Source organism: Leifsonia sp. Root4, from assembly GCF_001425085.1.
Classification (GTDB): Bacteria; Actinomycetota; Actinomycetes; order Actinomycetales; family Microbacteriaceae; genus Microterricola.
This window is the reverse complement of record NZ_LMDN01000004.1, coordinates 226,403-252,847: the sequence shown is the minus strand read 5'-3', so window position 1 is coordinate 252,847 and position 26,445 is coordinate 226,403. Positions and strand designations below refer to the sequence as shown.

18 protein-coding genes and 1 pseudogene are annotated in these 26,445 nt (G+C 69.9%); 7 read left to right on the top strand and 12 right to left on the bottom strand.

Features of this window, described 5'->3' with window-relative positions; genetic code table 11:
- Window positions 1–52 precede the first annotated feature (52 nt).
- The 4 genes from ASC66_RS14480 to ASC66_RS14465 all read right to left on the bottom strand — a co-directional run bounded on the left by ASC66_RS14480 (window position 53) and on the right by ASC66_RS14465 (window position 5,286).
- A complete protein-coding gene (locus ASC66_RS14480; RefSeq protein ID WP_055841004.1) occupies window positions 53–664 on the bottom strand; it encodes a phosphoribosylanthranilate isomerase in 612 nt (203 codons plus the stop codon).
- Window positions 665–791: 127 nt separating this feature from the next.
- A complete protein-coding gene (locus ASC66_RS14475; protein WP_055841002.1) occupies window positions 792–2,315 on the bottom strand; it encodes a carboxylesterase/lipase family protein in 1,524 nt (507 codons plus the stop codon).
- A 114-nt stretch (window positions 2,316–2,429) separates the two neighbouring features.
- The gene (locus tag ASC66_RS14470) at window positions 2,430–3,986 is read right to left on the bottom strand and encodes a carboxylesterase/lipase family protein (protein ID WP_235496938.1); all 1,557 of its coding nucleotides are present in this window, start codon (window positions 3,984–3,986) and stop codon (window positions 2,430–2,432) included.
- Window positions 3,987–3,996: 10 nt separating this feature from the next.
- Window positions 3,997–5,286 (bottom strand): MFS transporter, encoded by a 1,290-nt coding sequence (locus ASC66_RS14465; RefSeq protein ID WP_055840999.1) that lies wholly within the window; start codon window positions 5,284–5,286, stop codon window positions 3,997–3,999.
- 218 nt (window positions 5,287–5,504) lie between these two features.
- On the opposite strand from ASC66_RS14465, the gene ASC66_RS14460 reads away from it, so the two are divergent.
- Window positions 5,505–6,215: a phosphatase PAP2 family protein gene (locus ASC66_RS14460; RefSeq protein WP_162243516.1), complete on the top strand. Its 711-nt coding sequence runs from the start codon at window positions 5,505–5,507 to the stop codon at window positions 6,213–6,215.
- Between the two features lie 44 nt (window positions 6,216–6,259).
- Here ASC66_RS14460 and ASC66_RS14455 read toward each other — a convergent pair whose 3' ends face one another.
- Window positions 6,260–7,492 (bottom strand): ROK family protein, encoded by a 1,233-nt coding sequence (locus ASC66_RS14455; protein WP_082492357.1) that lies wholly within the window; start codon window positions 7,490–7,492, stop codon window positions 6,260–6,262.
- Complete coding sequence (locus ASC66_RS14450) at window positions 7,489–8,091, bottom strand: TetR/AcrR family transcriptional regulator (RefSeq protein ID WP_055840989.1); 603 nt, start codon at window positions 8,089–8,091, stop codon at window positions 7,489–7,491. The genes ASC66_RS14455 and ASC66_RS14450 overlap by 4 nt, the downstream gene beginning before the upstream one ends.
- 81 nt (window positions 8,092–8,172) lie before the next feature.
- On the opposite strand from ASC66_RS14450, the gene ASC66_RS14445 reads away from it, so the two are divergent.
- Both ASC66_RS14445 and ASC66_RS14440 read left to right on the top strand, forming a co-directional pair.
- A complete protein-coding gene (locus ASC66_RS14445) occupies window positions 8,173–10,425 on the top strand; it encodes a glycoside hydrolase family 3 C-terminal domain-containing protein (RefSeq protein WP_055840986.1) in 2,253 nt (750 codons plus the stop codon).
- A 150-nt stretch (window positions 10,426–10,575) separates the two neighbouring features.
- Window positions 10,576–11,874 (top strand): CoA transferase, encoded by a 1,299-nt coding sequence (locus tag ASC66_RS14440; RefSeq protein ID WP_055840984.1) that lies wholly within the window; start codon window positions 10,576–10,578, stop codon window positions 11,872–11,874.
- Window positions 11,875–11,957: 83 nt separating this feature from the next.
- On the opposite strand, the gene ASC66_RS14435 is transcribed toward ASC66_RS14440, so the two are convergent.
- The 3 genes and pseudogenes from ASC66_RS14435 to ASC66_RS14425 all read right to left on the bottom strand — a co-directional run bounded on the left by ASC66_RS14435 (window position 11,958) and on the right by ASC66_RS14425 (window position 14,815).
- A complete protein-coding gene (locus tag ASC66_RS14435; RefSeq protein WP_235496937.1) occupies window positions 11,958–12,368 on the bottom strand; it encodes a DUF2510 domain-containing protein in 411 nt (136 codons plus the stop codon).
- Between the two features lie 483 nt (window positions 12,369–12,851).
- Window positions 12,852–14,093, bottom strand: a pseudogene (locus ASC66_RS14430) (alpha-hydroxy acid oxidase); the annotation flags it as partial.
- Entirely contained in the window at window positions 14,087–14,815 is a 729-nt protein-coding gene (locus tag ASC66_RS14425; RefSeq protein ID WP_055840979.1) for a FadR/GntR family transcriptional regulator, read from the bottom strand. The pseudogene ASC66_RS14430 and the gene ASC66_RS14425, both read right to left, overlap by 7 nt.
- Window positions 14,816–15,017: 202 nt before the next feature.
- Here ASC66_RS14425 and ASC66_RS14420 point away from each other — a divergent pair, with 202 nt between their 5' ends.
- Window positions 15,018–16,028, top strand: a complete 1,011-nt coding sequence (locus tag ASC66_RS14420; RefSeq protein WP_055840976.1) for an aldo/keto reductase — start codon at window positions 15,018–15,020, stop codon at window positions 16,026–16,028.
- A gap of 276 nt (window positions 16,029–16,304) precedes the next feature.
- On the opposite strand, the gene ASC66_RS14415 is transcribed toward ASC66_RS14420, so the two are convergent.
- Both ASC66_RS14415 and ASC66_RS14410 read right to left on the bottom strand, forming a co-directional pair.
- Entirely contained in the window at window positions 16,305–17,318 is a 1,014-nt protein-coding gene (locus ASC66_RS14415) for an NYN domain-containing protein (RefSeq protein WP_055840971.1), read from the bottom strand.
- A gap of 137 nt (window positions 17,319–17,455) precedes the next feature.
- Window positions 17,456–18,319, bottom strand: a complete 864-nt coding sequence (locus ASC66_RS14410; protein ID WP_055840969.1) for an AraC family transcriptional regulator — start codon at window positions 18,317–18,319, stop codon at window positions 17,456–17,458.
- A 101-nt stretch (window positions 18,320–18,420) separates the two neighbouring features.
- Between ASC66_RS14410 and ASC66_RS14405 the strand changes: the two genes are divergently transcribed.
- The 3 genes from ASC66_RS14405 (at window position 18,421) to ASC66_RS14395 (ending at window position 24,612) form a co-directional block, all read left to right on the top strand.
- Complete coding sequence (locus tag ASC66_RS14405) at window positions 18,421–21,360, top strand: DUF5107 domain-containing protein (protein ID WP_055840965.1); 2,940 nt, start codon at window positions 18,421–18,423, stop codon at window positions 21,358–21,360.
- 180 nt (window positions 21,361–21,540) lie between these two features.
- Complete coding sequence (locus tag ASC66_RS14400) at window positions 21,541–23,694, top strand: alpha-galactosidase (protein ID WP_055840962.1); 2,154 nt, start codon at window positions 21,541–21,543, stop codon at window positions 23,692–23,694.
- A 6-nt stretch (window positions 23,695–23,700) separates the two neighbouring features.
- Window positions 23,701–24,612, top strand: a complete 912-nt coding sequence (locus tag ASC66_RS14395; RefSeq protein ID WP_055840959.1) for an aldose epimerase family protein — start codon at window positions 23,701–23,703, stop codon at window positions 24,610–24,612.
- A gap of 670 nt (window positions 24,613–25,282) precedes the next feature.
- Here ASC66_RS14395 and ASC66_RS14390 read toward each other — a convergent pair.
- Entirely contained in the window at window positions 25,283–26,269 is a 987-nt protein-coding gene (locus tag ASC66_RS14390) for a serine hydrolase domain-containing protein (RefSeq protein WP_055840956.1), read from the bottom strand.
- Window positions 26,270–26,445: the final 176 nt, after the last annotated feature.

Below are 26,445 nucleotides of genomic sequence, written 5' to 3'. Positions count from 1 at the left end.
ATTCACCGGGCCGTTGCACTTTTTGCGGGCCGGCACGCGGCGCCGGCGCGGCTCAGGCCGAGCGGGCCGCCGTGATGAATGCGGTGATCAGCGCGGCGTCTTTCACACCCCGGCTGCTCTCGACGCCGCTGGAGACATCGACGCCGCCCGGCCGAGTCTCGGCGATCAGCGCCGCGACGTTGCCCTGGTGCAGGCCGCCGGCGAGCAACCACTGGCCGTGCGGCGGCTGGGCGAGGAGCGCGCTGGTGTCAAAGGGCTCACCGGCGCCGGGGACCGGCGCGTCGATGAGCAGCCTGTGCCGGTTGAGCCCGCTCGGATCATTCGCCAGGGCGCTCAGATACTCGTCGAGTGAGAGGGCCCGGATGGTGTCGAAGCCCTGCTCGCGGAGTCCGTCCAGGTCGGCCACCGGCTCGCCGCCATGCAGCTGAACAGTGCTGACGCCTGCGGCACGGGCCGTGTGCATGACCTCGTCGAGCGGCTGCCTGCGGAAGACGCCGACGGTGCGCACCGAGGCCGGAACCGCCTGCACGAGCTCGCGCACCGTGGCCGCGTCGACCGTGCGCGGGCTGCCTGCCGCGAACACGAAGCCGACGGCATCCGCACCGGCCTCGAGAGCTGCGGCCAGGGTGAGGGGCTCGCTGAGCCCACAGATCTTGACGAACATGCCCCCAGCTTGGCATGCCCCAGGCTGGGGGTACCGTCAGCTTTGCGCCGCCACGGCCGCGTGTGAGATTGTGAGTGGCTCGGCTGAGCGAACGTGTAGGGCGTCGCTCAGCCGAGGTTCGGAAGGCTCAGCCGAGCAGCGGTCGCACGTTCACGTAGCCGTCGGGGATCACGGATGACGGCACGTCGAAGACCCGCGTGAACCCGTCCCGCTGGGTGTAGGCGGGCCAACCCGGGTCACCGGTCGTCACGAAGGCGACGGCCTCGGCGTGCACCTCATCGGCCAGCGCCTGCGGCGGATTGTCCCCGGCGATGGCGGCGATCTTCTCGCTGCCGAGGCAGTCGAAGAAGAACGGCACGTCGATGCAGTGCATGGCGTAGTGGTAGGTGGGCGACTCCCACGAGAAGCGATAGACCCAGGTGCGGCCGAGATCGGCCGGCGCCGCGCCGGCATCGCGTGCGGCGACGAGGCGCAGCACGAAGGTGCGGAACATGATGTCGGTCAGGTAGTGGCCGAAGGTCGCGGCCGTTCCGCGCTTCGTGACGTTCGGGTTCGCGGCGAGGTAGGCCTTGCGCACGGGCTTGCTGAGGCCGGCCTTGCCGAGCAGCAGGCCCTTCGGCACGAAGCGCAGCTTGCCCTTCGCGTCGTCGAGTGCCATCGAGAACTCGTCGTCGGTCGCGCCGAGCACGAGCGGTTTGTCCGCACCGACGCCCTGGCGGATCGAGTCCATCGTCGGCCGGGTGATCACGATGCCGTCGACCATGGGCGCGAGGGCGAGGCCCTCCGTCGCGAGGATCTTGATGCCGTCCATCGGCGAGATCGGTCCGCTGGCCGGCTCCTGCGCCTTCTGCTGGAGTTCGAGAATGCGCTCCTCGCTGAGCGTGGCGAATCCGGCCCGCGTCGGCTCGACGCCGGCGAGTTCGGCCAGACGTAGCGAGAGGGTCGTTGCGCGCTCGCGGCTGACGTCACCGACCGCGCCGGAGATGCAGTAGACGCCGTGGAAGAGGTGCTGGGCGCTCTGCATGCCGAGCAGGGTGAGCACGGCGCCGCCGCCGGCCGACTGGCCGACGATCGTGACGCGAGACGCATCGCCGCCGAATGCGCCGATGTTCTGCTGCACCCACTCCAGTGCGAGCAGCCAGTCCAGCACTCCGCGATTGTCTGGTGCGCCGTCGATCAGGCCGAATCCGTCGAAGCCGAGTCGGTACGAGATCGACACGGTGACGACGCCATCGCGATTGAACGATGCTCCGTCGTACCAGGGGCTCGCGGGGGAGCCGGCTGTGAAGCCGCCGCCGTGGATGTAGACGAGCACGGGCAGGGCCGCGTCGCCGCCGGGTGTCGGGGTGAACACGTTGACGTTCAGCGTCGACTCGCCGGGGATCGAGGGCTCAGGAATGAGCGTGATCTCGGCGAGCGTCTCACGCTGCGGGGTGGCGCCGAAATCGAGGGCATCACGGACGCCCTCCCACGGTGCGTGCGGAACCGGCGCGGCGAAGCGCAGCTCGCCGACGGGAGCCTCGGCGAAGGGAATGCCGAGGAAGGCGGCGGATGCCGCACCGGATGTCGGGCGCCAGCGCCCGCGCACGACGCCGGCCGTTGTGCGCACCTCGGGGGCGACGCTCGTGTCGAGTTCGATGGGGAGACTCATGTCGAAATCCTTAGCTCGTTCAGTGAAGTGTGCACGAAATGCAGGAGGAGAGCCACCGCAGGCCGCGGATCGGCCCGGCGATGCTCTCCTCCTGCGTTTCTGGTGGGGTGGGTGTCAGACCGCGGCGGTCTGCGGCAGCAGCATCCGCACATCGGCGAAGGCATTGGTCTCAACTGACGACGCCGGGGCGTTGAAGACGCGTGCCTGCCGGTCGAGGTTGTTCCAGGCCGGCCAGCCGGCGTCGGAGCCGCGGATCAGGCCGAGGGCCCCGCCGTGCACCTCGTCGGCCAGGGTCTGCGACGGCTCGGCGCCGGCGATGCCCTCGACGCGCTCTGCGCCCAGCTGGTCGAAGAAGAACGGCACGTCGACGCAGTGGCAGGAGCTGCCCATCGTCGGTGACGCCCAGGAGAAACGGTAGATCCAGGTGGGTGCACCGGCGTTGGCCTCGGCATGGGAAGCCCGCACCTCGGCCACGTCCATGGCCGGGGCGCGGAACATGACGTCGGTGAGGTACTGACCGACGGTGTCCGCCGTGTCGAGGCCGTGGTGCTCGGCGAGGTAGGCCTCGAGGATCTCGGGGGAGCTCACCAGCTGGCCGAGCAGCGCGGCAGCAGGCACAGTCGCCAGCGATTCCCTGGCGCCGGCGAGGACCATGTTGAACTCCTGGTCGGTTGCACCGAGGATGACGGCCTTGTCTGCACCGATGCCGGCCGCGAACGCGTCACGGCTCGGCAGCGGGATGATGTCGCCGTCGACGACGGGGCCGAGCACGAGGCCACCGTTGACCAAGGCAACGAGCCCGGCAACGGGGTCGGGCTCGCCGCCGTCCTCGCCGCCGCCCATGTTCATGGGGGACGCCTGGGCCTGCAGCTCGAGGATGCGCGCCTCTGGAAGGGTGGACAGACCGGCCCGGGTCGGTGCGACCCCGCCGAGCTCGGCGATCGTGCGTCCAACGGCCTCTGCCGCATCGAGCGTCGTCGAGGTGGGCACGCCGGAGATTGAGTAGACACCCTGGAAGAGGTGCTGCGCGCTCGGCACGCCGAGCAGTGTGAGCACCGCGCCGCCGCCGGCGGATTGCCCGGCGATGGTGACCCGGGCGGGGTCGCCGCCGAAGGCCGCGATGTTCTCCTGCACCCACTCGAGGGCGAGCATCCAGTCGAGCACGCCGCGGTTCATCGGGGCGTCTTCGATGAAGCCGAAGCCGTCGAAGCCGAGGCGGTACGACACGGACACCAACACGACGCCGTCGCGGTTGAACGGGGCGCCGTCGTACCAGGGGCTGGACGGCGAACCGGAGACGTAGCCGCCGCCGTGGATGTAGACGAGCACGGGCAGGGCCGTTGCCTCGCCGGGGCTCGGCGTGAAGACGTTGACGTTGAGCGTCGACTCACCGGGGAACGCCGGCTCGGGGATCAGGGTGATTTCGCCTTGTACCTCGCGGTGCGGGGTGGCGCCGAACTCGATCGCATCGCGCACACCCTCCCATGCCCGGTGCGGGACCGGCGCCGCGAAGCGGTGCTCGCCGATCGGCGGCTCGGCGAACGGGATGCCGAGGAATGCCGCGGAGCGGGAGCCTGCGGCATCCGGTGCCTCACGCCAGAAGCCGCGGACGGCGCCGGCGTTGGTCTGGACGATTCCGGTCGGAACAGGGGGAGGGGTGGCGATGGTCACGGCTGTTCTCCTAACGAACGCTCTTGATGGGCACGAGCACGAGCGCGGCGATCACGACCGCGATCATGGCGAACACGAACAGTGCGGGGAACCCGCCGAAGCTGCCGATGATGATGGCGGCAACGGCCGGGCTCATTGCCTGCGGGATGTTCGTTGCGACGTTGAGGATTCCGAGGTCCTTGCCCGCGGCGACGCCGTCGCCCGGGAGCACCTCGGTCATGAGCGCCGTGTCGCACGCCATGTAGAGACCGAAGCCGAAGCCGTTGATGATGCCCATGATGAGCATGCCGGTGACGCTCGGCATCAACAGTGGCATCGAGAGGCCGATGACCATGAACACGGTCGCGGCGTAGATGAACACCTTGCGGCGGCCGACCTTGTCGCTCCACCAGCCGGCCACAACGATCGAGAGCAGCGTGGGGACGACGCCGACGACGGCGAGCAGGCCGGCGGTGGCCGCAGCCTCAGCGAGCGGCAGCTTCAGGTAGTCGGTGAGGATGTACAGGTTGTATGCGGCGATGACGAAGTAGCCGAGGATGAAGAAGAAGCGCGCGGCGAAGGCCCAGGCGAAGTCCGGGTTCGCCGTGGGGCTGATCCAGAAGCCGGCGAAGAAGTTCTTCCAGCTCCACGGTTCGATCACACCGCCGACGCTCGAGCTGTCGCGGTTGATCAGCACGAACAGCACGGTGACGAGCAGCACGCCGGCACCGAAGACCGTGTAGCCGAGGCCGATGTTGTTGATGAACTGGCCGGCGACCACGGTTCCGACTGCCGCACCGATCATGGTGCCGACGCCGACCATGGCCGAGGCCATCCCGCGACGGGAGCGCGGGAATCGGTCGGGCACGATCGCCGACATCGGGCCCTGCAGCGCGTTCAGCGAGACCTGGATGACGACCCAGAACACCGTGATCCAGACCACGTTCTGCATGCCGCCGAGCCCGAGCAGGAAGATCATCGCGACGGCGGCGCCGATCAGCATCCACGGTGCGCGGCGGCCGAGGCGCGAGCGCGTGCGGTCACTGAACGCGCCGACGATCGGCTGGGCGAAGAGGGTGAAGATGAACGAGACCGTGCTCACGATCGCGAGGTTCGCGATCTTGTTGTCCTCGTCGAGCAGCGCCACCTGGGCGGGCAGCAGGATGCCGGTGAGTGCCGCGTAGGTCGCGAACAGGAATACCGAGGTGACAGCGATCGATGGCAGCAGCGCCTTGGTGGCGAGCGGGCTGCGCAGGCCGGTGGAGGTGAGTTCGGTACGGCCGTCGCTGTCGACGTCTGAACCTGGGGTGTGAGTGGACACAATTCTCCTCTTCGTTGAGAAAGGGTGGTGCGTAAGGGGGCAACGTGGTCAAAACCAAACGACGTTTGGTAATCAGTATGAGGCCACGGCGTCAATAGTTCAAGCGTTGAACTTGAATCGCGGCGCGTTGTTCCATCCTGAAAACCGAGTCATGTATGGTTTCCCCCAATCGCAATGACGCACGTCTTGAAAGGGCGGAAATGACAACGGTGTCCGAAGTGCAAACGACAAAGGCCACGCGGCCGCGGATTCTCCTCTGGATCGGTTTGGCGGGGCTCGCCGTGTTCGTGATCTTCGCGGCCAGCGTCGCGGCGAACCCGACGAGCCCATTCACTCAGGGCATGGATGACGCCTGGCGCCGGTTGATCGGTGCATCCAGTGTCGAGCCGGCCGAAGGGCCGTTCCCGATGTTCTTCCAGCACTTCGGTCAGATCCCCGGTGCCGTACTGACCCTGATCCTGATCCCGGCGTGGTTGTTCATCATCCGCCGCTGGCGCTCAGCCGTCTTCTTCCTCACCGCCGAGCTCGTCGGCAATTTCGGCGTGTCGCAGCTCACCAAGAACCTCGTCGACCGGCCGCGCCCGGCCGACGACATCGCGGTCGGCCTGTTCGGCCCGCTGTTCCAGGTCGACCACGGTTCGCTTCCCTCCGGCCACGCGGTCAGTGCCGGCATCCTGCTCGTCGCCGTCGCCGCGATCCTGCCGGCCTCGAAGCGTTTCGGTTGGTGGATCGTCGGAACGGTCCTCGTGCTCGGCATGATCTGGCAGCGCACCTTCATCAACGCGCACTGGTTCTCGGATGCCGTCATCGGCGTCGTCGGCGGAGCCTCGGCGACGCTCGTGCTGTGGTGGGCCTTCTCCACCCTGCTCCAGAAGGACTATGGCAAGCCGCTGTTCGGCCGCGCCCCGACGTCGGTCGAGGCGAGCTGAGGCCAGCCGCCCAGCCGCCCAGCTCTGCCTGTCGGCCCGTCGCGCTAGTCGCGGCGGGCCGACAGCTGCATCGGGTCGGCGAGCAGTCGGTCACGCGCGTGCCAGACGGCGCCGTGGAGGGCGGCGTCGGCACCGAGCGTGCCGGCCAGGATCGCCGGCGGCGTCCAGCCCGCGGCGAGGGCGACGGGAGGGCCGAGCCGCTGGAAGAGTGGATCGACGGTGTCGGCGAGCTCGGCCCAGTAGCCGCCCAGCACGATCACGTCCGGGTCGAAGACGATGCTCAGAAGGCTGAGGGTCTTGGCCACCCACCGCGCTGCCGGCTCCCAGGCCGCGATGGCCTGCTCGTCGCCTGCCCGCATCCGGCGCACGAACTCCGCGAGCGCAGCCGAGAGGCCATCGCTCTGCAGGAGCGCATCGAGACCGGCATCCCGCAACACGACCTCGGGCCCGGCAACGGTGACCAGGCACCCGTGTTGGCCGCACAGGCAGAGCTCTCCATCGGGGACGACGGCGAGGTGTCCGAATGCGCCGGCCATGCTCCGTGGCCCAACGATGAGGCGACCGCCGGAGATCGCGGCCCCGCCGATCCCGGAGTTGCTCTTGATGTAGAGCATGTCGTCGATCCCGTCCAGCAGCGATCGCTCGGCCTGCGCGGCCAGCGTCGCGTCCGGGCAGAGGCGCGCGTCCGCGGCGAGGCGCGGCTCGCGGGCGCGCAGCTCGCCGAGCAGGTCGACGGGCCCCCAGCCGAGGTCGGTGTCGGCCAGCACGATGGCCGGATCCCCGCTGACCGGCGCGAACACGACGACCACGGTGCCGAGCACGCGGCGAGAGATGCGAGCGGCCTCGTCGAGCGCCTGACGAAGTGTGTCGGCCAGCACATCGATGATCGGGCCGGGTCGCCCCATCGGTCTGCCGTGCTGTCGCTCCATGCGAAACAGCTCGTCGCCGGCCACGGTGGTGAGCAGGGCCGTCGCGCTGTCGGCATCGAGCTGGATCACCAGGAGGGCCACATCGTCGGCAGCCAACCGCAAGAGGGTGCGCTTGCGGCCCGTTCCGCTCCGCGAGGGCGAGGCGCCCTCGGCCCCCTCCTTCAGCACGCCGGCCTTGACCAGCGCGGCGGTGAGCGCGGTGATGGCGCCCTTGGTGAGCCCGGTCGCCTCGGCGAGCCTGGTGCGCGACTGCGGCCCCGCGCTGGCCAGCTGCCTGGTGAGCAGGCCGAGATTGTGGCGGCGGATGTCGCTGGACACCCGTGAGCCGTCCCGGGGCAGCGGTGTCATTCCGCCGCCGGGGTGCCCGAAGCGCTGAGGCTCAGCAGGCCGGCAAGGTAGTCGATGTGCTCGGCCATGTCGATGCTGGGGTCGAGCGTCCACTGCGTCTGCAGCCCGTCGGCGAGGGCGATCATGATCGTCGCCACCTTGTCCGGATCGAGGTGCGCCGGAAGCGTGCCCAGTTGCTGGCGGGCGCGCACATTGTCGGCGAACATCGCGCGGAACTGCGCCGTGCGCTGCACGAAGAAGTCGTGGGCGGGGTGGGCCGGATCGGTCGCCTCGGCCGAGAGGCGCGAGTAGAGCTGGGCGAGGCCGGGAACCTCGGTGTTGTGGCGCATCACCGCGGCGAGCCCGGAGAGGGCTTCAAGGTCGTTGCCGTCGAGGTAGACGGCGGCATCCACCTCGTCGCGCTTCTGCAGTACGGCGGTGAAGAGCTCTTCCTTCGAGCTGAAGTAGTGCAACAGGCCGGCCTGGCTCAGCCCGACCGCGTCGGCCAATTCCCGCACGGAGGCGCGGCTGTAGCCGTTTTGCGCGATCACCTGAAGCGCCTCGGTCAGAATTTCCTCGCGCTTGGCGACCCCTTTTGCGTACGAGCCTCTGCGTGCCATAGCTGAATCGTACGGAACTTCCTTGGAATTGAAAACCGAGTGGTGTAAGGTTTTCACAATCTCACCGAAGAGGAGCACGGAATGACCCAGAAATCAGCCGCAGAAATCGTGGCATCACTCACGCTGGAAGAAAAGGCCTCGCTCACCAGCGGCGCCAACTTCTGGACCACCAAGGCGGTTGAACGAGCCGGGGTTCCGAGCATCGTGCTGACCGACGGCCCCCACGGCGTGCGCCTGCAGCGCGAGAGCGCCGACCACCTCGGCCTCGCCGATAGCATCCCTGCCACCTGCTTCCCGCCCGCCGTCGGCCTCGGCGCGAGCTTTGACACCGAACTCCTCGAGCGTGTCGGCGTCGCACTCGGCGAGGAGGCCAAGACCGAGGGCGTCGCCGTGCTCCTCGGCCCCGGCATCAACATCAAGCGCTCCCCGCTCTGTGGGCGCAACTTCGAGTACCTCTCCGAGGACCCGATCGTCTCCGGCATCCTCGGCTCCGCCCTCGTCCGCGGCCTGCAGAGCCAGGGCGTCGGCACCTCGCTCAAGCACTTCGCGGCCAACAACCAGGAACACGACCGCATGCGGTCCAGCTCCGACGTCGACCCGCGGCCGCTCCGCGAGATCTACCTCCGCGGCTTCCAGCGCGTCGTCGAAGACGAGCAGCCGTGGACAGTCATGTGCTCGTACAACAAGCTCAACGGCGTCTACACCTCGGAGAACCCGTGGCTTCTGAACACGGTTCTGCGCGACGAGTGGGGCTTCACCGGCGTCGTCGTCTCCGACTGGGGTGCCGTCAACGAGCGCGTCGCGGGCGTCGCAGCGGGTCTCGACCTCGAGATGCCGTCCAGCGACGGTCGCACAGACGCCGAGCTCGTCGCCGCCGTGCGTGCGGGCGAGCTCGACGAGGCCGTGCTCGACCTCGCCGCCCTCCGCACCGTCGAACTCGCGCTGAAGGCCCAGGCCGGCGCGGACGCCGACGCGAGCTACGACGTCGACGCCCACCACGCCCTCGCCCGCGAGGCCGCCGCCCGCAGTATCGTGCTGCTGAAGAACGAGTCCGAACTGCTGCCTCTGGCGCCGGCGGCATCCGTCGCGATCATCGGCGAGTTCGCCCGCACACCCCGCTACCAGGGCGCTGGCAGCTCGATGATCAACCCGACCAAGCTCGACACCGCGCTCGAAGAGATCGGCGCGCTCGCAGAGCAGTCGAACTTCGCTGCCGGCTTCACGCTCGACGGTGACAACTCCGAGGCAGCGGCACTCCGTGACGAGGCCGTGGCAGCTGCCGCTGCCGCCGACGTCGCCGTGGTGTTCCTCGGCATCCCGGCCGCGGAGGAGTCTGAGGGCTTCGACCGCGAGCACATCGAGCTCCCCGCCGTGCAGCTGGAGCTGCTCGACGCAGTGCTCGCGGTCAACCCGCGCACCGTCGTCGTGCTCTCGAACGGTGGCGTCGTGCGCCTCGGTGACTTCGAGGCCCGCGTCCCCGCGATCCTCGAGGGTTGGCTGCTCGGCCAGGCCGGTGGCGGCGCGACCGCCGACGTGCTCTACGGCGTCGTCAACCCCTCCGCCCGTCTCTCCGAGACCTTCCCGGTACGCCTGGAAGACAGCCCCGCCTTCCTCGAGTTCCCGGGCGAGAACGGCCACGTCCGTTACGGCGAGGGGCTGTTCGTCGGCTACCGCTGGTACGACGCCCGCAAGATTGCCGTGCAGTACCCGTTCGGCCACGGCCTCTCGTACACGACGTTCGCCTACTCCGGCCTCGAAATCTCGGCGGACGAGTCCGGCATCACCGCGACGGTCACCGTGACCAACACGGGCAGCCGCGACGGTCGCGAGATCGTGCAGCTCTACACGGGTGTGGCGGCCTCCAGCGTGCAGCGTGCGCCGCAGGAGCTCAAGGGATTCGCCTCCGTGGCACTCGCGGCCGGCGAGAGCCGCACCGTGAGCATCACGGCCCGTCGCGAGGACCTCACGTACTGGGACACCCGCATCGACAAGTGGATCCTCGAGAGCGGCGAGTACACCGTCGCCGTCGGCGCGTCGAGCCGCGACATCCGCGAATCGGGCACCGTCACGGTTGAGGGCGACGCCGTGCTGCTGCCGCTCGGCCCTGACACCTCGCTCGGCGAGATGATGGCCGACCCGATCGCCGGACCGATGCTGATGCAGGGTCTCGCGGCCAGCTTCGGTGGCGGCGATGCGGCGGCGGGGGCAGGCGCAGAGGAGATCTTCAAGATGATCGGCTCGCTGCCGGTCAGCCGCCTGAAGACCTTCGCCAGCCTCGGCTTCGACGTCGATGGCATCGGGCAGCTGATGGACGCCGCCAACGCCGGGCGCTAGCCCAGCGCCTCCCGCACCAGCTGTAGGGAGGCAAGAGCTCCGAAGGGAGGCCAGAATCTCGGATTCGGGCCTCCCTTCGCGCTGATCGCCTCCCGCCGCGTTGCGGGTGCAGCGGAAGGGGCGGCTCTCACGCGGGCGTATGCTCGCCGCATGGGCACTGTGCTGGAGCGTCTGGAGGCCGCCGTCGGGGGTGGCGGGGTCGAACGAGTGGGTGTGGACCCGGGTGAGACGGGGCTGACCGGGCGACTGCGCGCCGGGGAGTTGGCCGTCGACAGTGTGGCGTTCTTCGCCGGCCAGGCCGCTCGTCTGCTCGGGATGCCGCGGATTGCCGTGAGCCCGCGCCGTGTCGGCGTCAACTTCAGCAGCTACAGCTACCTCAGCATCGACGGGGAGCCGGCCGCCGCGTGGGCCCCGCTCAGCGGCTTCTTCCCCACGGCCGATGGCTGGGTGCGCACGCACGCGAACTACCCGCACCACACTCGTCGGCTGTGCGCAGCCTTCGGGTTGCCGGAGACGGCGAGCCGCGAGGAGTTCGCGGCTGCGCTGGCCGGGCTTGCTGCGGTGGATGCCGAGGAGCGTGCCGTCGCGGCAGACGCTCTCTGCGTGCGGGTGCGCCGGCCCGAGGAGTTCGCGGAGCTGATCGCACCGGCTCCGCTGCTGGAGTGGGAGCGGTCCGGCGGAGACGGGGTCAGTCGTGCGGCGGGTCGCGCGCCGCGGGTGCTCGACCTCTCGCGGGTGATCGCCGGTCCGACGTGCACGCGGGCGCTGGCGTTGCTCGGCGCCGATGTGCTCAAGGTCGACCCCATCGAGCCGGCCGAGATCGCGATGCAGCACATCGACACGGGGGCGGGCAAACGTTCGATCACGCTCGACCTGGGGGCCGGGAACGGGCTGGAGACAGTGGAGGGACTGTTGGCCGCCGCCGACGTTGTGGTGCTCGGCTATCGGCCGGGCAGTCTCGACCGCTTCGGGCTCGATGAGTCGAGCCTGCGCGCGCGGCATCCGCAGCTCGTGATCGCCTCGCTCAGCGCCTACCCGACAGGGAGCGTGTGGGCGGAGCGCCGTGGATTCGACTCACTGGTGCAGGCGGCGTCCGGAATCGCGGTCGTCGAGGGCAGCGCCCTGAAGCCAGGCGCATTGCGGGCGCAGGCACTCGATCACGCCACGGGTTACATGCTCGCCGGCGGGATCTGCGCGGCGCTCGCCGAGGGGAACCCGGCCACGATGCGGGCATCGCTCGCGGCCACGGCGCAGGCTCTGATCGGGCTCGGCGTGGCCGAGCATGCCGACGAGCCGCTGCCAGCGGATGCCGCAGAGCTCACTGGCGAGCTCGAGACGGTGCCGAGCGCTTACGGCGAGCTGCGCCGAGCCTGCGCGATCCTCGAGCTGCCGGGGCGCGAGCAGGGAGCGGTCGTCCCGCTCGGCAGCTCGGCCCCCGCCTGGCTCTAGCGCCACCCCGCACCCCGCTGATCGAGTAGGCCGCCTGCGGCCGTATCGAGATCCCCGCGGCTTTGCGGTCAGCCGTCACCTGCTCACGATGCTGGGTTGTTGACACGCTCCCACCACGCGAGGATCCGCTCGGGGACTGTGAAGACGCGGATGAGCACGGCGATCGTGATGAAGACGAGCGCGAGCAGGCTTCCGATGACGAGACTCATCGGCGCGAAGGCTCCCTGACTGGCCGTTGTGCTCGACAGAAGGCCGAACATCAGCAGCGCGCTGAAAACAACGTTGCCCACCGATCCGATGCGGCCGACGGGGCTGATCGCGACCAGAGTCCTCACAGTCATCGGGACGACGGGCCTCGCGAGCATGAAATCCGTGTCGGACCAAGCGCTGCCATCCCACCAGCGCAGCATGTCGGATGCCACGGGGTCTGGGTACCAACCGGGTGGCGCGGCCGCGACCACGGCGGGCCCCGATGGCGGAGGGAGAGGCTGCACGAAACCGATCATGGCAGTAGCTCGCGTGGACAGCTAGGCCTGATGCGGAGGAGTTAGCGCGATCGGGAGGACGGAATCCCTGATTCCATCCTCCCGATCGCGCGGTGTCCTCCGAAGCGGGTGCTACTCCGCGGAGGCCGCTGGGGCTGCGGATGCCGCTGAGCGGGTCGCGGGCGTCTTCGTGGTCGCGGCCGCAGTCTTCGCCGCTGCGGTCTTCGCGGGTGCCTTCTTGGCCGCAGCGGCCTTCGGAGCCGCTGCCTTGGCCGAGGCGGCTTTCTTGGCCGGCGCTGCCTTGGCAGCGGGGACGGCCTTCACCGCCGGGACGGCCTGTGCGGGGGCGGACGTCGGAGCTGTCTTGGTGGCAGCCTTGGCCGGGGCGGTCTTCGTGGGGGCCTTCGCTGCTGGAGCAGTCTTCGCGGCCGGTGCTGCCTTCGGCGTCCGCACCGTGCGCGGCTTCGATTCGGCCGTGGCGGCCGCGGCATCCGCGACGGTACGCGGAATCGGTGCCAGGCGGGCGAGCTGCGTCACGTGCTGCGGGCCGAGCTCGTCGAGGGTGGAGACCTCGAGCAGCTTCATGGTGCGCTCGATCTCGGTCCTCAGGATCGAGATCGTCTTGTCGACGCCGCGGCGTCCACCGGCCATGAGGCCGTAGAGGTAGGCGCGGCCGATGAGCGTGAAGTCGGCGCCGAGGGCGATGGAGGCCACGATGTCGGCACCGTTCATGATGCCGGTGTCGATCTGCACCTCCATGTCGTTGCCGACCTCGCGGGCGACGGACGGCAGCAGGTGGAAGGGGATCGGCGCGCGGTCGAGCTGGCGGCCGCCGTGGTTGGAGAGCACGACGCCGTCGACGCCGAGATCGGCGAGGAGCTTCGCGTCATCCACGGTCTGCACGCCCTTGACGACGAGCTTGCCCGGCCACATCGAGCGGATGATCGCGAGGTCGTCGAAGGAGATGGTCGGGTCCATGGCGTCGTTCAGCAGCTCGCCGACGGTGCCGCCGGTCGAGGAGAGCGAGGCGAATTCGAGCTTCGGGGTGGTGAGGAAGTTGATCCACCAGGCCGGGCGGGGGAGCGCGTTGATGACGGTGCCAGGCGTGAGCTGCGGCGGGATCGAGAAGCCGTTGCGCTTGTCGCGGTGGCGGGCACCGGCGACGGGGGTGTCGACCGTGAAGAACAGGGTGTCGAAGCCTGCCTCTGCCGCGCGACGCACGAGGTTGTATGAGACCTCGCGGTCCTTCATCACGTAGAGCTGGAACCAGTTGCGCCCGGTGGGGTTGGCCGCCTTGACGTCCTCGATCGAGGTCGTGCCGAGCGTGGAGAGGGTGAACGGGATGCCGGCCGCTCCGGCAGCGCCGGCGCCCGCCGTCTCGCCCTCCGTCTGCATCATGCGGGTGAAGCCGGTCGGCGCGATGCCGAACGGCATGCTGCTCTGGCCGCCGAGCACCGTGGTGGTGGTGTCGACGACGGGAACGTTGCGCAGGATCGACGGGTGGAACTCGACGTCCTCGAATGCCTGACGGGCGCGCTTCAGCGAGATCTCGCCCTCAGCGGAGCCCTCGGTGTAGTCGAACGGCGCCTTCGGCGTGCGCCGCTGGGCGATGGTGCGCAGATCGGCGATCGTGAGCGCCTTCTCTAGGCGGCGATCGGTGGCGTTCATCGTCGGCTTCTTGAACTTCATCAGTTCGGCGAGCTCGATCGGGTTGGGGAACTGGCGTTTCACCATGTCGGTGTCTCCTTGAGCGTTGATGGGCTGTGGGTCTCGGCGTAGTAGCCGGCGATGTGGGCGTGAATGCGGATGCCGGCGGCCGCGGCATCCCCGGCCGCGATGGCCTCGACGATGCCGTGGTGCTCGGCGCGCAGCCGCTCGAGCATGAGCCCCTGATCGGCAACGGCCGACAGGCCAGCCAGGGCGTAGCTCTCGACGGCGTCGCGCAGCCCGGCCATCATCGCCGTCACCACCTGGTTGCCGGAGGCCTCGGCCAGCGCCACGTGGAACTGGGCGTCGAGGGCGAGGAACTCGGCCGGATTCAGGGCGTCGTCGTCCATCGCGGCGAGCAGCGTGGTCGCGGCGTCGAGCGAGGGTGCGGGGGATGCCTCGGCCAACCCGGCCGCGATCTGCGTCTCGAGCAGCAGACGGGTCTTGACGATGTCGGCGACCGGGAAGCCCTGGGCCGCTACCTGCAGGCGCATCAGTGCCGACATGCCGCCCTGCGGGGTCGCGACGATGATCGCCCCGGCGCTCGGGCCGCTGCCCGTCTGCGTGCGGATGAGCCCGAAGCCCTCGAGCACGCGAACGGCCTCGCGCACGCTGGAGCGGCCGACGCCGAGATCGGCGGCGAGCGTGCGCTCCGGCGGCAGGTGGTCGCCGGGCTGCAGGCCGCCGTCGAGCAGCTCCCGCTCGATGTGGCGCAGCACAAGCTCCCAGGCGCGTGGCTCTACGGGCATGGTGTCCTCTGCGGCGAGTCGGCTGGTGCGTGTGCGGGTGCAATGTGGTCGGACCACTGTGGTCTGACCACAGTGTAACACGAGCGATGCTGTCACGCGGCGACATCCTGGCCGTTCGCGGAATAGCCATGAGCCATGCTCGTTGGGGTTAGAGGGCCTTCGGGCCGGGGCATTCGCCCACCGCGAGCAGAGGAGACAGCACATGACCGTTCCCGCCATCGAGACCGACACGGCCACCCGGGTGCCCGTCGGCGATTCCGATCTCTCGATCTTCCCGCTCGCGCTCGGCGGCAACGTCTTCGGCTGGACGGCCGACGAGACCGCCTCCTTCGAGGTGCTCGACGCCTTCGTCGCCGGCGGCGGCAACTTCATCGACACCGCCGACGGCTACTCGCACTGGGCGCCGGGGCACAGCGGCGGCGAGAGCGAGAGCGTCATCGGCCGCTGGGCGGCCTCGCGCGGCAACCGCGATGACCTCGTGATCGCCAGCAAGGTGAGCACGCACCCCTCATTCAGCGGGCTGGCACCCGACAACATCCGAGCGGCGGCGGATGCCTCGCTCGCCCGTCTCGGCACCGACCGCATCGACCTCTACTACGCGCACTTCGACGACGAGAGTGTTCCGCTCGCCGACACCGTCGGCGCCCTCTCCGAGCTCGTCGACGCAGGCAAGGTCCGCTACATCGCGCTCTCCAACTACTCGCCGGAGCGCATCGACGAGTGGTTCCGCGTGACGGCAGAGAACGGGCTGCACCGGGCCGTCGCTCTGCAGCCGCACTACAACCTCGTCGAGCGCGGCTTCGAGCACGGTCTGCGCGAGCGCGCAGAGCGCGAGGGTCTCGCGGTCTTCCCCTACTTCGCACTGGCGAAGGGTTTCCTGAGCGGCAAGTACCGCGATGCGCCGGATGCCGGGGCGGCCGCCGCCGCGTCGGCTGCGGCTGCTGCGGCGGCCCCCGAGAGCCCGCGCGCCGAAGCGGCCCGCGCGTACCTCGATGAGCGCGGCCGCCGGGTTCTCGCGGCGCTCGACTCCATCGCCGCGGTGCACGCGGCATCCGTCGCCAGCGTCGCGCTGGCCTGGCTCCGTCAGCAGCCGACCGTCGTGGCGCCGATCGCCAGCGCCCGCAGCGTTGAGCAGCTGCCCGCCCTCATCGCCTCGGCCACGCTGCAGCTGAGCGCAGCGGAGCTCGCACTGCTGACGGAGGCCTCCGCCTGACGTGCCTCCCGCTGATTGAGCTTGTCGAAATCCCGCCAGGGTTTCGAAAGGCCCAACCATAAGGGGGGTCCTGCACGGTTTGCTGGTTGAGTAGCGAGGAACGAGCGTATCGAAACCTCACAGGCAGGAGTCTTCGCACGGGCCTCGGTCTCGATACGGCCGTAGACGGCCTACTCGACCAGCGGGGAATTCGACGGACTCAACCTGCGAGAGGCAGGCTCAGGGGTTTCGACAAGCTCAACCATCGGTGGTGCGCTCAGCGCGGACTGCCGGCGCTCAGGACTCGGGCAGCGCCGAGAACATCAGCTGCGTTCCGATCGGGCGGAGCCGGATCCGACGCGACGGGTGGGTCTCGTCGATCTCGACCCGCGGCTCCATCGACTTGACGAAGTCGGTGAAGGAGGAGAAGCCGAGTGCGCGCTCCTGGAAGGTCGGGTCCATGCGCAGCATCTGGTTCTTCACGTTGCCGCTGGCCTGCCAGTCCTCGTCGTACTTGGCCGCGCCGAGTTCGAGCGCGCGGGCGAGCAGATCGCCGGCTGCCTCGTGGGCCGCCTTCGCCTGACGAGCGGACTTCGGCTTGCTGCCGCGCTTCGCCACCGCTCCGGTGTCATCGCCGGCATCAGCTGTGGCGTCGGCATCCTGCCCGGCGGGTGCCGAAACGGCCGCGACATCCGCCCCATCGCTCTTGCGCTTGGGGCGGGCCTGGGCGGCGCTCCGCACCGTTCCGGGCAGAGCGTCGTAGTCGGCGAACTCGTCGCAGGCCGCGGCGAGTGCCTTGCTCGTGCCGCCGGCGACGCCGATCCCGACGACGTAGCGGCCGAGCAGCTTGGCGCGCTGGGCCAGCGCGATGTAGTCGGAGTCGCCGGCGACGATCACCACGTGGGTGAGGTCGGAGAGCCTGAACAGGTCTTCGACGACATCGACGGCGAGGCGGATGTCGGCGCCGTTCTTCATCGACGCGACAACGGGGAACAGCTGCACCAGGTCGACGGCGCGGTCGATCAGCTGGCGGCGGTAGCTCGCGTTGATTGGAACCGACCAGTCGGCGTATGCACGGCTCACGCCGATCGTGCCGAATGAGGAGGCGAAGTCGAGGATCGCGCCGAGGTCGACGGTGGCCTCATCGAGACGGGCCGCGACCTCGGGGGAGGTGCCGCCGGTGCCTGGCACGACATCGCGCGCGTGATCCTTCTGGAACTGGCCGCGGGTGTGCAGCTGGTTGTATCGGGAGATCACGATGTTGTCGAAGTCGATGTAGACCCCGACCCGGGTCTCGGCGGATGAGTTCATGTGATGCCCCTCGGCGGCGCTCGCCGTCCACGGGGGCCGAGGATTCGGCGTGCCCGGGCGGCACCACCTCTATTCTGCCGCCGAGAGGGCCCGTGGCGCGACCGTGGGGCGGGCCGAGGCCCATCCCGGGAGCCTCGTCAGCCCTTGCGCAGCTCGCGGTAGGCGCTCGGGCTCTCGCCGTGGGCCTGGCGGAATTGCCGCGAGAAATAGAGCGGGTCGGAGTAGCCGGTCTCCCGCGCCACCTCAGACACCGAGAGGTCGGTGCCGTCGAGGAGCTGCCTGGCGCGGGCCATCCGCAGTGTGATGTGGTGGGCGAGCGGCCCGCCGCCGGTTGCCGCACGGAAGAGGGCGCCGAGGTGGGAGGGGGAGACCCGGGCCTCGCGGGCGAGCTCCGGAACGCTCACGGGGCGCTCGAGTCGGTGCGCGAGGTAACTCATCGCCCGCTGCAGCGGGTCGTTGCTGTCAGACACCGAGAGGTCAGACACCAGGGTCGTCAGCAGATTCCACGCCAGACCGGCGGCGCGCACCAGTCGCGGCGGTGACGGGTCCTTCTCCAGGATTGCCACGATGTGTTCGGTCAGCTGCGTTGTGCGGTCGACCTCGCGGAGCACGGCGACCGGTGACCGTTCGGAGTCGACGCAGGCGGCGACGAGCTCGTCGGCGTCGCTGCCGCGTACGTGCAACCACCAGATCGTCCATGGTTTGTCGTCGCTCGCGCCGTAGCGGTGGGCCGCGCCTGCCGGCAGGGCGACGATCGCGGGGGCCTGCACGGTGTGCCTGGCGCCATCCAACTCCACCCAGCCCGAGCCGGCGACGCACAGCATGATCACGGATTCCGCGGCGCCGCCGGGGCGCGAACGCTCGTGCCCGCGCGCATGTGGGAACCAGCCGGCATCCGTCACCTGGAGGCGGCGGGTGATCGGGCGCTGGTCGGCCTCCGCCACGAGCGGGCGGGGAACGATCGCGATGCGCTGCCGGGGGAAACCATCGGGTCTTGCCATGGCTCCACTCTCTCATTCCGGCGGCGTTCTCGGTGTTTTGTCCATGTTTTGCGGTGAATCCTCACTTCAACAGCCGCTGTGGGCTCCATAGCGTTGAGCAGGTGAACACCCCGACGACTCCTCCCAGCATTCAACTTCCCGACGCACCTGCATCCCTCGCCGGTGAACTGGCGGCGGGTGCCGCCATCGCGTGGCGCGAGAACCTCGACATCACGAGCTATGACACCGCTGAGCCCGATCGCTACCCGATGTTCTTCGAGCACCGCGTCTACCAGGGCTCGAGCGGGCGGGTGTACCCGATCCCGTTCACCGACAAGATCGAGACCGAGCCGACGCTGCGCTCCTGGGATGCCGTGCACCTGGAGAACCGTTGGCTCCGCCTCGTGATCCTGCCCGAGCTCGGTGGCCGGATCCACATCGGCTACGACAAGAGTGCCGACTACGACTTCTTCTACCGCAACAACGTGATCAAGCCGGCGCTCGTCGGCCTCGCAGGCCCGTGGATCAGCGGCGGTGTCGAGTTCAACTGGCCGCAGCACCACCGCCCGGCGACGTACCTGCCGGTGGACATCGAGATCGAGCACGGCGACGACGGCTCCGTCACCGTCTGGTGCTCCGACCACGACCCGTTCTCCCGGATGAAGGGCATGCACGGCATCCGGATTCGCCCGGACAGCGCGCTGATCGAACTCGTCGCCCGGCTGCACAACCGCACGAGCGAGACCGAGACCTTCCTCTGGTGGGCGAACGTCGCGGCGCGGGTGCACGACAACTACCAGTCCTTCTTCCCGACCGATGTGCAGTGGGTCGCCGACCACGCCCGTCGCGCCGTGACCGCGTTCCCGGCCGCCGACCGCCCGTACTACGGCTTCGACTACACCGAGCACGCGGCCACCGGCGGCGACCGCCTCGACTTCTACAAGAACATCCCCGTGCCGACGAGTTACATGGTCACCGGAACGCAGGACGACTTCTTCGGCGGCTACGACCACGACGTCGAGGCCGGGTTCGTGCACTGGGCCGACCGCCACATCGCGCCGGGCAAGAAGCAGTGGACGTGGGGCAATTCGGAGTTCGGCCGCACCTGGGACGCGCACCTGACCGAGGATGACGGCCCGTACATCGAGCTGATGGCCGGCGTGTTCACCGACAACCAGCCCGACTTCACCTTCATCGCCCCGGGCGAGACGAAGGCCTTCTCGCAGTACTGGTACCCGATCCAGCGCATCGGCGTCGTGCACCAGGCCAACCTCGAGGCCGCCGTGCACCTCTCCATCACCGCGAGCTCCGAGCAGGAGACGCGGGTGAAGCTCGGTGTGGCGAGCACCGGCATCCGCCCCGGCCAGCGCATCGAGCTGCGGCGCGGCACTGAGCCGGTCGAGGCATGGACGCTCGACCTCGCGCCCGAGGCGCCGTTCACCATCGAGCTGGCCCTGCCAGGCGCCGTAGATGCCACGGAGCTCACCCTCGACGTCGTCGGGGTGCTCAGCTGGACCCCGCGGCCGCACGTGCAGCAGCCGGAGCCGGATCTGGCCACGGAGCCGCCGATGCCGGAGGAGATCGACTCGATCGACGAGCTGTACTACACGGGCGTTCACCTCGATCAGTACCGCCACCCCACCCGCTCCGCGCTGAGCTACTGGCGCGAGGCGCTGCGCCGCGACCCCGGCGACATCCGCAGCAACCTCGCCATGGCAACGCAGAGCTACAAGACCGCAGACTACGAGACCGCTCTCGAGTACGTGCAGCGCGGCCTCGAGCGCGCCCGCTCGCGCAATCTCAACCCGGAATCCGGTGAGCTCTCGTACCGGCTCGGCAGCATTCTGCGCCGTCTCGGCCAGCTGGACGAGGCGTACAGCGCCTTCGCCAAGGCCGCGTGGGACCAGAAGTGGCGCCAGAGCTCGGAGTTCGAGATGGCGCGTCTGGATGCCGTCGTCGGCAACGACGCCCGCGCGTTGCAGCACGCCACCGCGGCGGTGCGACTCGACGCCGACGACCTGCGCTCGCGCGCCCTGCTGACGGTGCTGCTGCGCCGCAGCGGCGACACGACGGCGGCCGACGCGCTGCTGGCGGAGACCCGCGCGCTCGACCCGCTGGACCAGCTGGCCAGGACCCTCGATCCGGCGCTCGACGATGCGCAGACGAGCCGGGATGCCGCGACGCAGCTCGACATCGGCTTCGATCTGGCCGGCTTCGGCGAGCTCGACGGCGCCGTGGCCGCGTTCACACTGGCAGCCGAACTGCCCAGCACGACGGCGGGCAACGCCGCTCCGATCGCGCTCTACGCGAAGGCCTCCGTCCTCGACCGGCTGGGCCGCCCGGATGCCGCGGCCGCCGCTCGCGCCGAGGCGAGCTCCGTGCCCGCCGCCCGCAGCTTCCCCAGCACGCTCGACCAGCACGACGTGCTGCGGGAGGCAATCGCGAGCGACCCGCACGATCTGCAGGCGCTGTCGTTGCTCGGCATGTTCCTCTACCACCAGCGCCGCCACGAGCCGGCCCTGGCCCTGTGGGAGCGGGCGCTCGAGCTCGGCAGCACCGACGCAACGGTGCTGCGCAATGCGGCTATCGCCCGCTACAACCTGCTCGGTGACGCCGAGACCGCCCGCGACTACTACGAGCGCGCCATCGCGCTGCGCCCGGCCGATGCCCGGCTGTGGTTCGAGTCGGACCAGCTGTTGAAGCGCATCGGCGTTCCCGCGGAGGAACGGCTCAGCCGCATCCCGCTCACCGCAACCGCGCGCGACGACCTCGCCGTCGAATACGCGAGGCTGCTGACGGAGCTCGGCCGACCGGCAGAGGCCGTTGAGTTGCTCGAATCCCGGCCGTTCCAGCCGTGGGAGGGCGGAGAGGGCCAGGCGCTCGGCGCCTGGGACGATGCCCGCGCGGCGCTCGGCCTGCCGCTCGGTGATCCACCCGCCTCGCTGGGCGAGGTGCGCATGCTCATCGACGTGCCCCAGCCGGTGCGCGAAGACGGCCGGATCGACTACTTCGCCACCTCGCTGCCGGAGCTTCTGCTCTTCACGCGCATCGAGGATCTGTAGGCGGCGGGCGGCCGCAATCGACGGCGCGGCGACGGTATCCACGGTCGGCGCCGCGCCGATCCGCGAAACGTCCACGTTCAGCAATCGTTTCGTCCATGCCCGACCATGAGAAGTGACATGGTTGCTGAGGTCGCGGGAACCATAGGATGAGCGGATGCTCAAAGTAGAGGACGCACCAGGATGGCAGTGACGGCAGTGAACGGCTCGGTTGTACAGCTCCGGGCGGGCGGAACCAGCATCATCGCGCTGGTGGACGCCGGCAGGCTTCCGCGCATCGTGCACTGGGGCGCCGACCTCGGGGAGCTCGATGCTGCCCAGCTCGACGCGATCGTGCTGTCCGCGTTGCCGGCCGTCGGCGACAGCGCCGTGAGCTACCCGCAGCCCGTCCCGGTGCTGCCGCAGCTGGCTGAGGGCTGGCTGGGCCGGCCCGGCCTCAGCGGCAGCAGCGACGGCACGCGCTGGGCGCCGAAATTCGGCGCGGCGACCACCAGTGTCGAGGCGCGGGACGGCGGCCAGGCCCTGCGCTCCGACGCGGTGGACGCCGAGTACGGCCTCAGCCTCTCGATCGAGATCGAGGTGATGGCCAGCGGCCTCGCGCGCCAGCGGGCAACCCTCGTCAACGAGCGCGGCGAGAGCTACCGCGTCGACGGTCTCGAGTTGGCGTTCCCCGTCCCGGTGACCGCGACCGAGGTGCTCGACTTCACCGGCCGCTGGTCGCTCGAGAAGGTGCCGCAACGGCGGCCGTTCCACATCGGTGCCTGGCTGCGGGAATCCCGCGGCGGCAAGCCCGGCCTCGAGCACACCATGCTGCTGGCAGCAGGCGAGGCAGGCTTCGGCTTCCAGAGCGGCGCGGTGTGGGCCGTGCACCTGGGCTGGAGCGGCAACCAGGTGCTCGCCGCCGAGCGCATGCCGAGCGGCGTGCAGCACCTCTCCGCCGGCGAGATCATCCTGCCCGGCGAGGTCACACTCGCAGCCGGTGAGCGGTACACGAGCCCGTGGCTCTACGGCTCGTGGGGCAACGGCCTCGACGAGCTGGCCGGCCGCTTCCACGAGACGATCCGGGCCTGGCCGCAGCACCCATCGACGCCGCGCCCCGTCATCCTGAACACCTGGGAGGCCGTCTACTTCCAGCACGACTTCGAAACGTTGAGCGCCCTCGCCGAGCGTGGCGCCGCTCTCGGCGTCGAGCGCTTCGTTGTCGACGACGGCTGGTTCCTCGGTCGCCGCAACGACCGGACATCGCTCGGCGACTGGACGGTTGACCCCGCGGTCTGGCCGCAGGGACTGGAGCCGCTGGCGAAGCGCGTGCGTGAGCTCGGGATGGACTTCGGCCTCTGGTTCGAGCCCGAGATGATCAACCTCGACTCCGAGCTGGCCCGTGCCCACCCGGAGTGGGTCTTCGACGCCGGGCACGGTACCGGCATCCCGTCGCGCTACCAGCACGTGCTCGACCTCGGCCACGAGGGTGCCTACGAGCACGTGCGCGACGGCATGTTCGCGCTGGTCGGCGCGCTCGACATCGCGTACATCAAGTGGGATCACAACCGCTATCTGCTGGATGCCGGGCACTCCCCGAGCGGCCGGCCCGGTGCGCGCGTGCAGACGCTGCAGGCGTACCGCCTCATGGCCGAGCTCAAGGAGGCTTTCCCCGGCCTCGAGATCGAGTCGTGCGCCAGCGGCGGCGGCCGCATCGACCTCGGCGTGCTCGCGCACACCGACCGCGTCTGGCCGAGCGACTGCAACGACCCGCACGAGCGGCTCGAGATCCAGCGCTGGACCGGGCTGATGGTTCCGCCGGAGTACCAGGGCACCCACATCGGCGCGGCCGAATCGCACACCACCCACCGCATCCACCCGCTCGACTACCGCGCGGAGAAGGCGCTCTGGGGCCACCTCGGCCTGGAGGTGAACCTGCTCGAGGCGGATGACGCGACGCTCGCCGTGCTCGGCAGCTGGGTCGCCTTCCACCGCGAGCACCGCGGCCTGCTGCACAGCGGCCGCGTCGTGCACGCCGATCTGCCGAACGCCGCGACCCGGCTCCAGGGTGTCGTCGCGAGGGACGGCGCCGAGGCGCTCTATGCCTTCAGCGTCACCGAGCGGCCGGCGAACTGGCCGCCCGGCCGCGTGACGCTGCCGGGGCTCGACGCCGAGCGCAGCTACCGGGTGAGCGCGGTGTTCCCCGGCACTCCGCTGCCGGAGGGCGCCGTGGTTCCGCCGTGGATCCTCGGCGGTGTCACGCTGCCCGGGCGCGTTCTCGGCACCGTCGGCGTCGAGGCGCCATCGCTCGATCCCGACACCTCCGTGCTGTTCCACGTGACCGCGGTCGACGCCTAGCCCGCCGTGCACGAGCTGACCGCCGGTGGCGGCCCGGATGGAGGCGACGGCGCGATCGTGCGCGCGGTCGTCTCCGCCAGGGGCGCCAGCCTGCGCGCGCTCAGTGTCAACGGGCTTGAGCTCATCCGCTCGACCCTCGACCCGACGCCGCCGCTCTCGGCCGGGACCGTGCTCGTGCCGTGGCCGAACCGGGTCGAGGGTGCGAGCTGGGTGCATGCAGGGCAGCAGCTTGAGCTCGATGCCACCGAGCCGGCGGCCGGGAACGCGATCCACGGGCTGTTGGCCGAGCACGACTACTCGCTGCTCGAGCGCGGGGAGTCGTGGCTCACGCTCGCCGCCCCCGTCAGCGGGCACGCGGGCTACCCCTTCGAGCTGCAGACCGAGCTGCGCTACGAGCTTCGCCCCGACGGGATCGCCGCGACGCACCGCATCCGGAACAGCGGCGACGTGCCCGCGCCGGTCGCACTCGGTGTGCACCCGTATCTCCGGGTGGGCGAGTGGCCGGTCGGTGAGCTGCAGTTCACGCTGCCGGCGGGGGCGATCCTGCCGCTGGACGAGCGGCACTTCCCGGGCCAGCGGCGGGCCGTGCAGGGCCGCAGCGAGTCGCTGGGTGACGGCCCGCGCGTCGCCGAGATCGTGTCACACGCCTGCTTCACCGAGCTGGAGCGCCGGGGTGGCCGGCTGCACGCCGAGCTCACCGCGCCGGACGGCCGCGGAGTGCGGCTCTGGGCCGACCCCGACTTCGGCTACGTGCAGATCTACGTCACGCCCGACTTCCCGACGGATGCCGGGCACACCACCGCCATCGCGATCGAGCCGATGACGGCGCCGCCGAACGCGCTCCGCAGCGGCGAGGGCCTGCGCTGGCTCGCGCCCGGTGAGACGTGGCGGCTCGGCTGGGGCATTCAGGCGCTGTAGCGCGCGACGCGTAGCGTCGCGAAAGGCGGCAGCCCGGTCCACGGCAACCTCTGGAACTGTGACCGATGCTGGTGCAGGTTTTCGCACGGGCCTCGGTCTCGATACGGCCGTAGACGGCCTACTCGACCAGCGGGGTTTCGGGGTGTGTCGGGGCTTCGGGGGCGGCCTCGTTCCTCGGCTGCTCCCTCGAGCCAACGTGAGAACGCACGACGGCCGCTCCGTGCACGGTGGCACACTGCACGCAGTCTCGAGCGACCGCCGCCTGCACGCTGGCTCGAGCGAGCGGCGCAGCGACGAAGGAGCAGCGACGCACGCGAAGCCCTGAGCGGCTCAGCCGAAACGGCAGCCCGCCGACGTGCGGCGACCCGATGCCGGTTTGCTGGTCGAGTAGCGAGGAACGAGCGTATCGAGGCCTCACGGGCTCGAGTTTTTGCGCGGGCCTCGGTCTCGATACGGCCGTGGACGGCCTACTCGACCAGCGGGTGTGTCGGCGCGTGTCAGGGCTTCGGGGGCGGCCTCGTTCCTCGGCTGCTCCCTCGAGCCAACGTGAGAATGCACGGTGGCTCGAGCGAGCGGCGCAGCGACGAAGGAGCAGCGACGCACGCGAAGCCCTGAGCGGCTCAGCCGAAACTGCAGGCCGTCGACGTTCTGCGACTGTGGCCGAGGCGTCTCAGCGGGTGCCGGCGACGACCGCGTTGTGCAGCCGGTCGATGTTCACGCCGAAACGAGCGGGCTCCATCACGTTCGTGAGCAGGGTGAAGCAGACGCCCTGCTCCGGGTACACCCAGAATTCGGCGCCGGCCCAGCCGCTGTGGCCGTAGCCGTCGCCGGCGAGCAGCCCGGGGCTGTTCTGCCGCAGCTTGAAGCCGAGACCCCAGGCCTCGCCCGGGCGACCGGGCGCGGGGGAGAACACCGGCAGGCCGTCGGTTCGCGAGCGCTGCAGTGCCGCCACGCTCGCCGGGTGCAGCAGCGTGCCGTCGTCGGCCAGCAGTGCACGTCCGATCGCCAGTAGGTCCTCGGCGCGCGCGTATGCGCCGGCTCCCGGGTGTTGCAGCTTCTGCATGGCTGCGTAGTCGAGCCCGACGTCTGCTGCCCCGAAGACAGGATGCGGCTCGCAGTCGGCATCGAAGGTGAAGCCATCCGCGCCGGCATCCGTCACCAGCTCGGTGACCGCGTGCTGCCATGGCGTTGCTGTCGCGTGCTCGATCATCGCAGCGATGCCCTCGAAGGCGAGCGAGGAGTAACGCACGGCGGCGCCGGCCCCGAACTCGGAGCCGTCGGCGAGCAGATCAGCCCGCAGGCCGAGAGGCGAGCCGAGCGACGGGTCACCGATGCCGGAACTATGGCTGAGCAGGTGGCGCAATTCGACGGTATCTGACCGCTGGGCACCGAAGCCGGGGACGGCCGCACTGAGCGGGTCGGTGAGCGCGAGCCGCCCGCGTTCGACGGCCCGGAGCGCGGTCATCGCGACGATCGGCTTCGTGACCGAGAACAGTGGGAAGTGGTCGCCGACGGATGCCGCGCGCTCACCGCTCGCGCCGAAGGCCACGAGTTCCTGCACCCCGTCGGCCGTCGCGATGCCGAGCACCGCAGCGGGCAGGGCGCCGGAGTCCGTCTCGCGGCGCACCCAGTCGATGGCGTGGTCGTAGCTGCTCATGGGGCCTCCTGCTGACGGGTGTGCTGATGATGCGCAGATTCGCTGTGCGCCGGCGCCGCGCGCCAGTTGCCGCGATACGCCGTAGTTGTTTCTACCGCACAACGGGGCACGTGGCTCGCAGCGCCGAAACAGCACGCCACGATCGGTGAGGCGTGCGGGACTCGGTGCCAACCTCA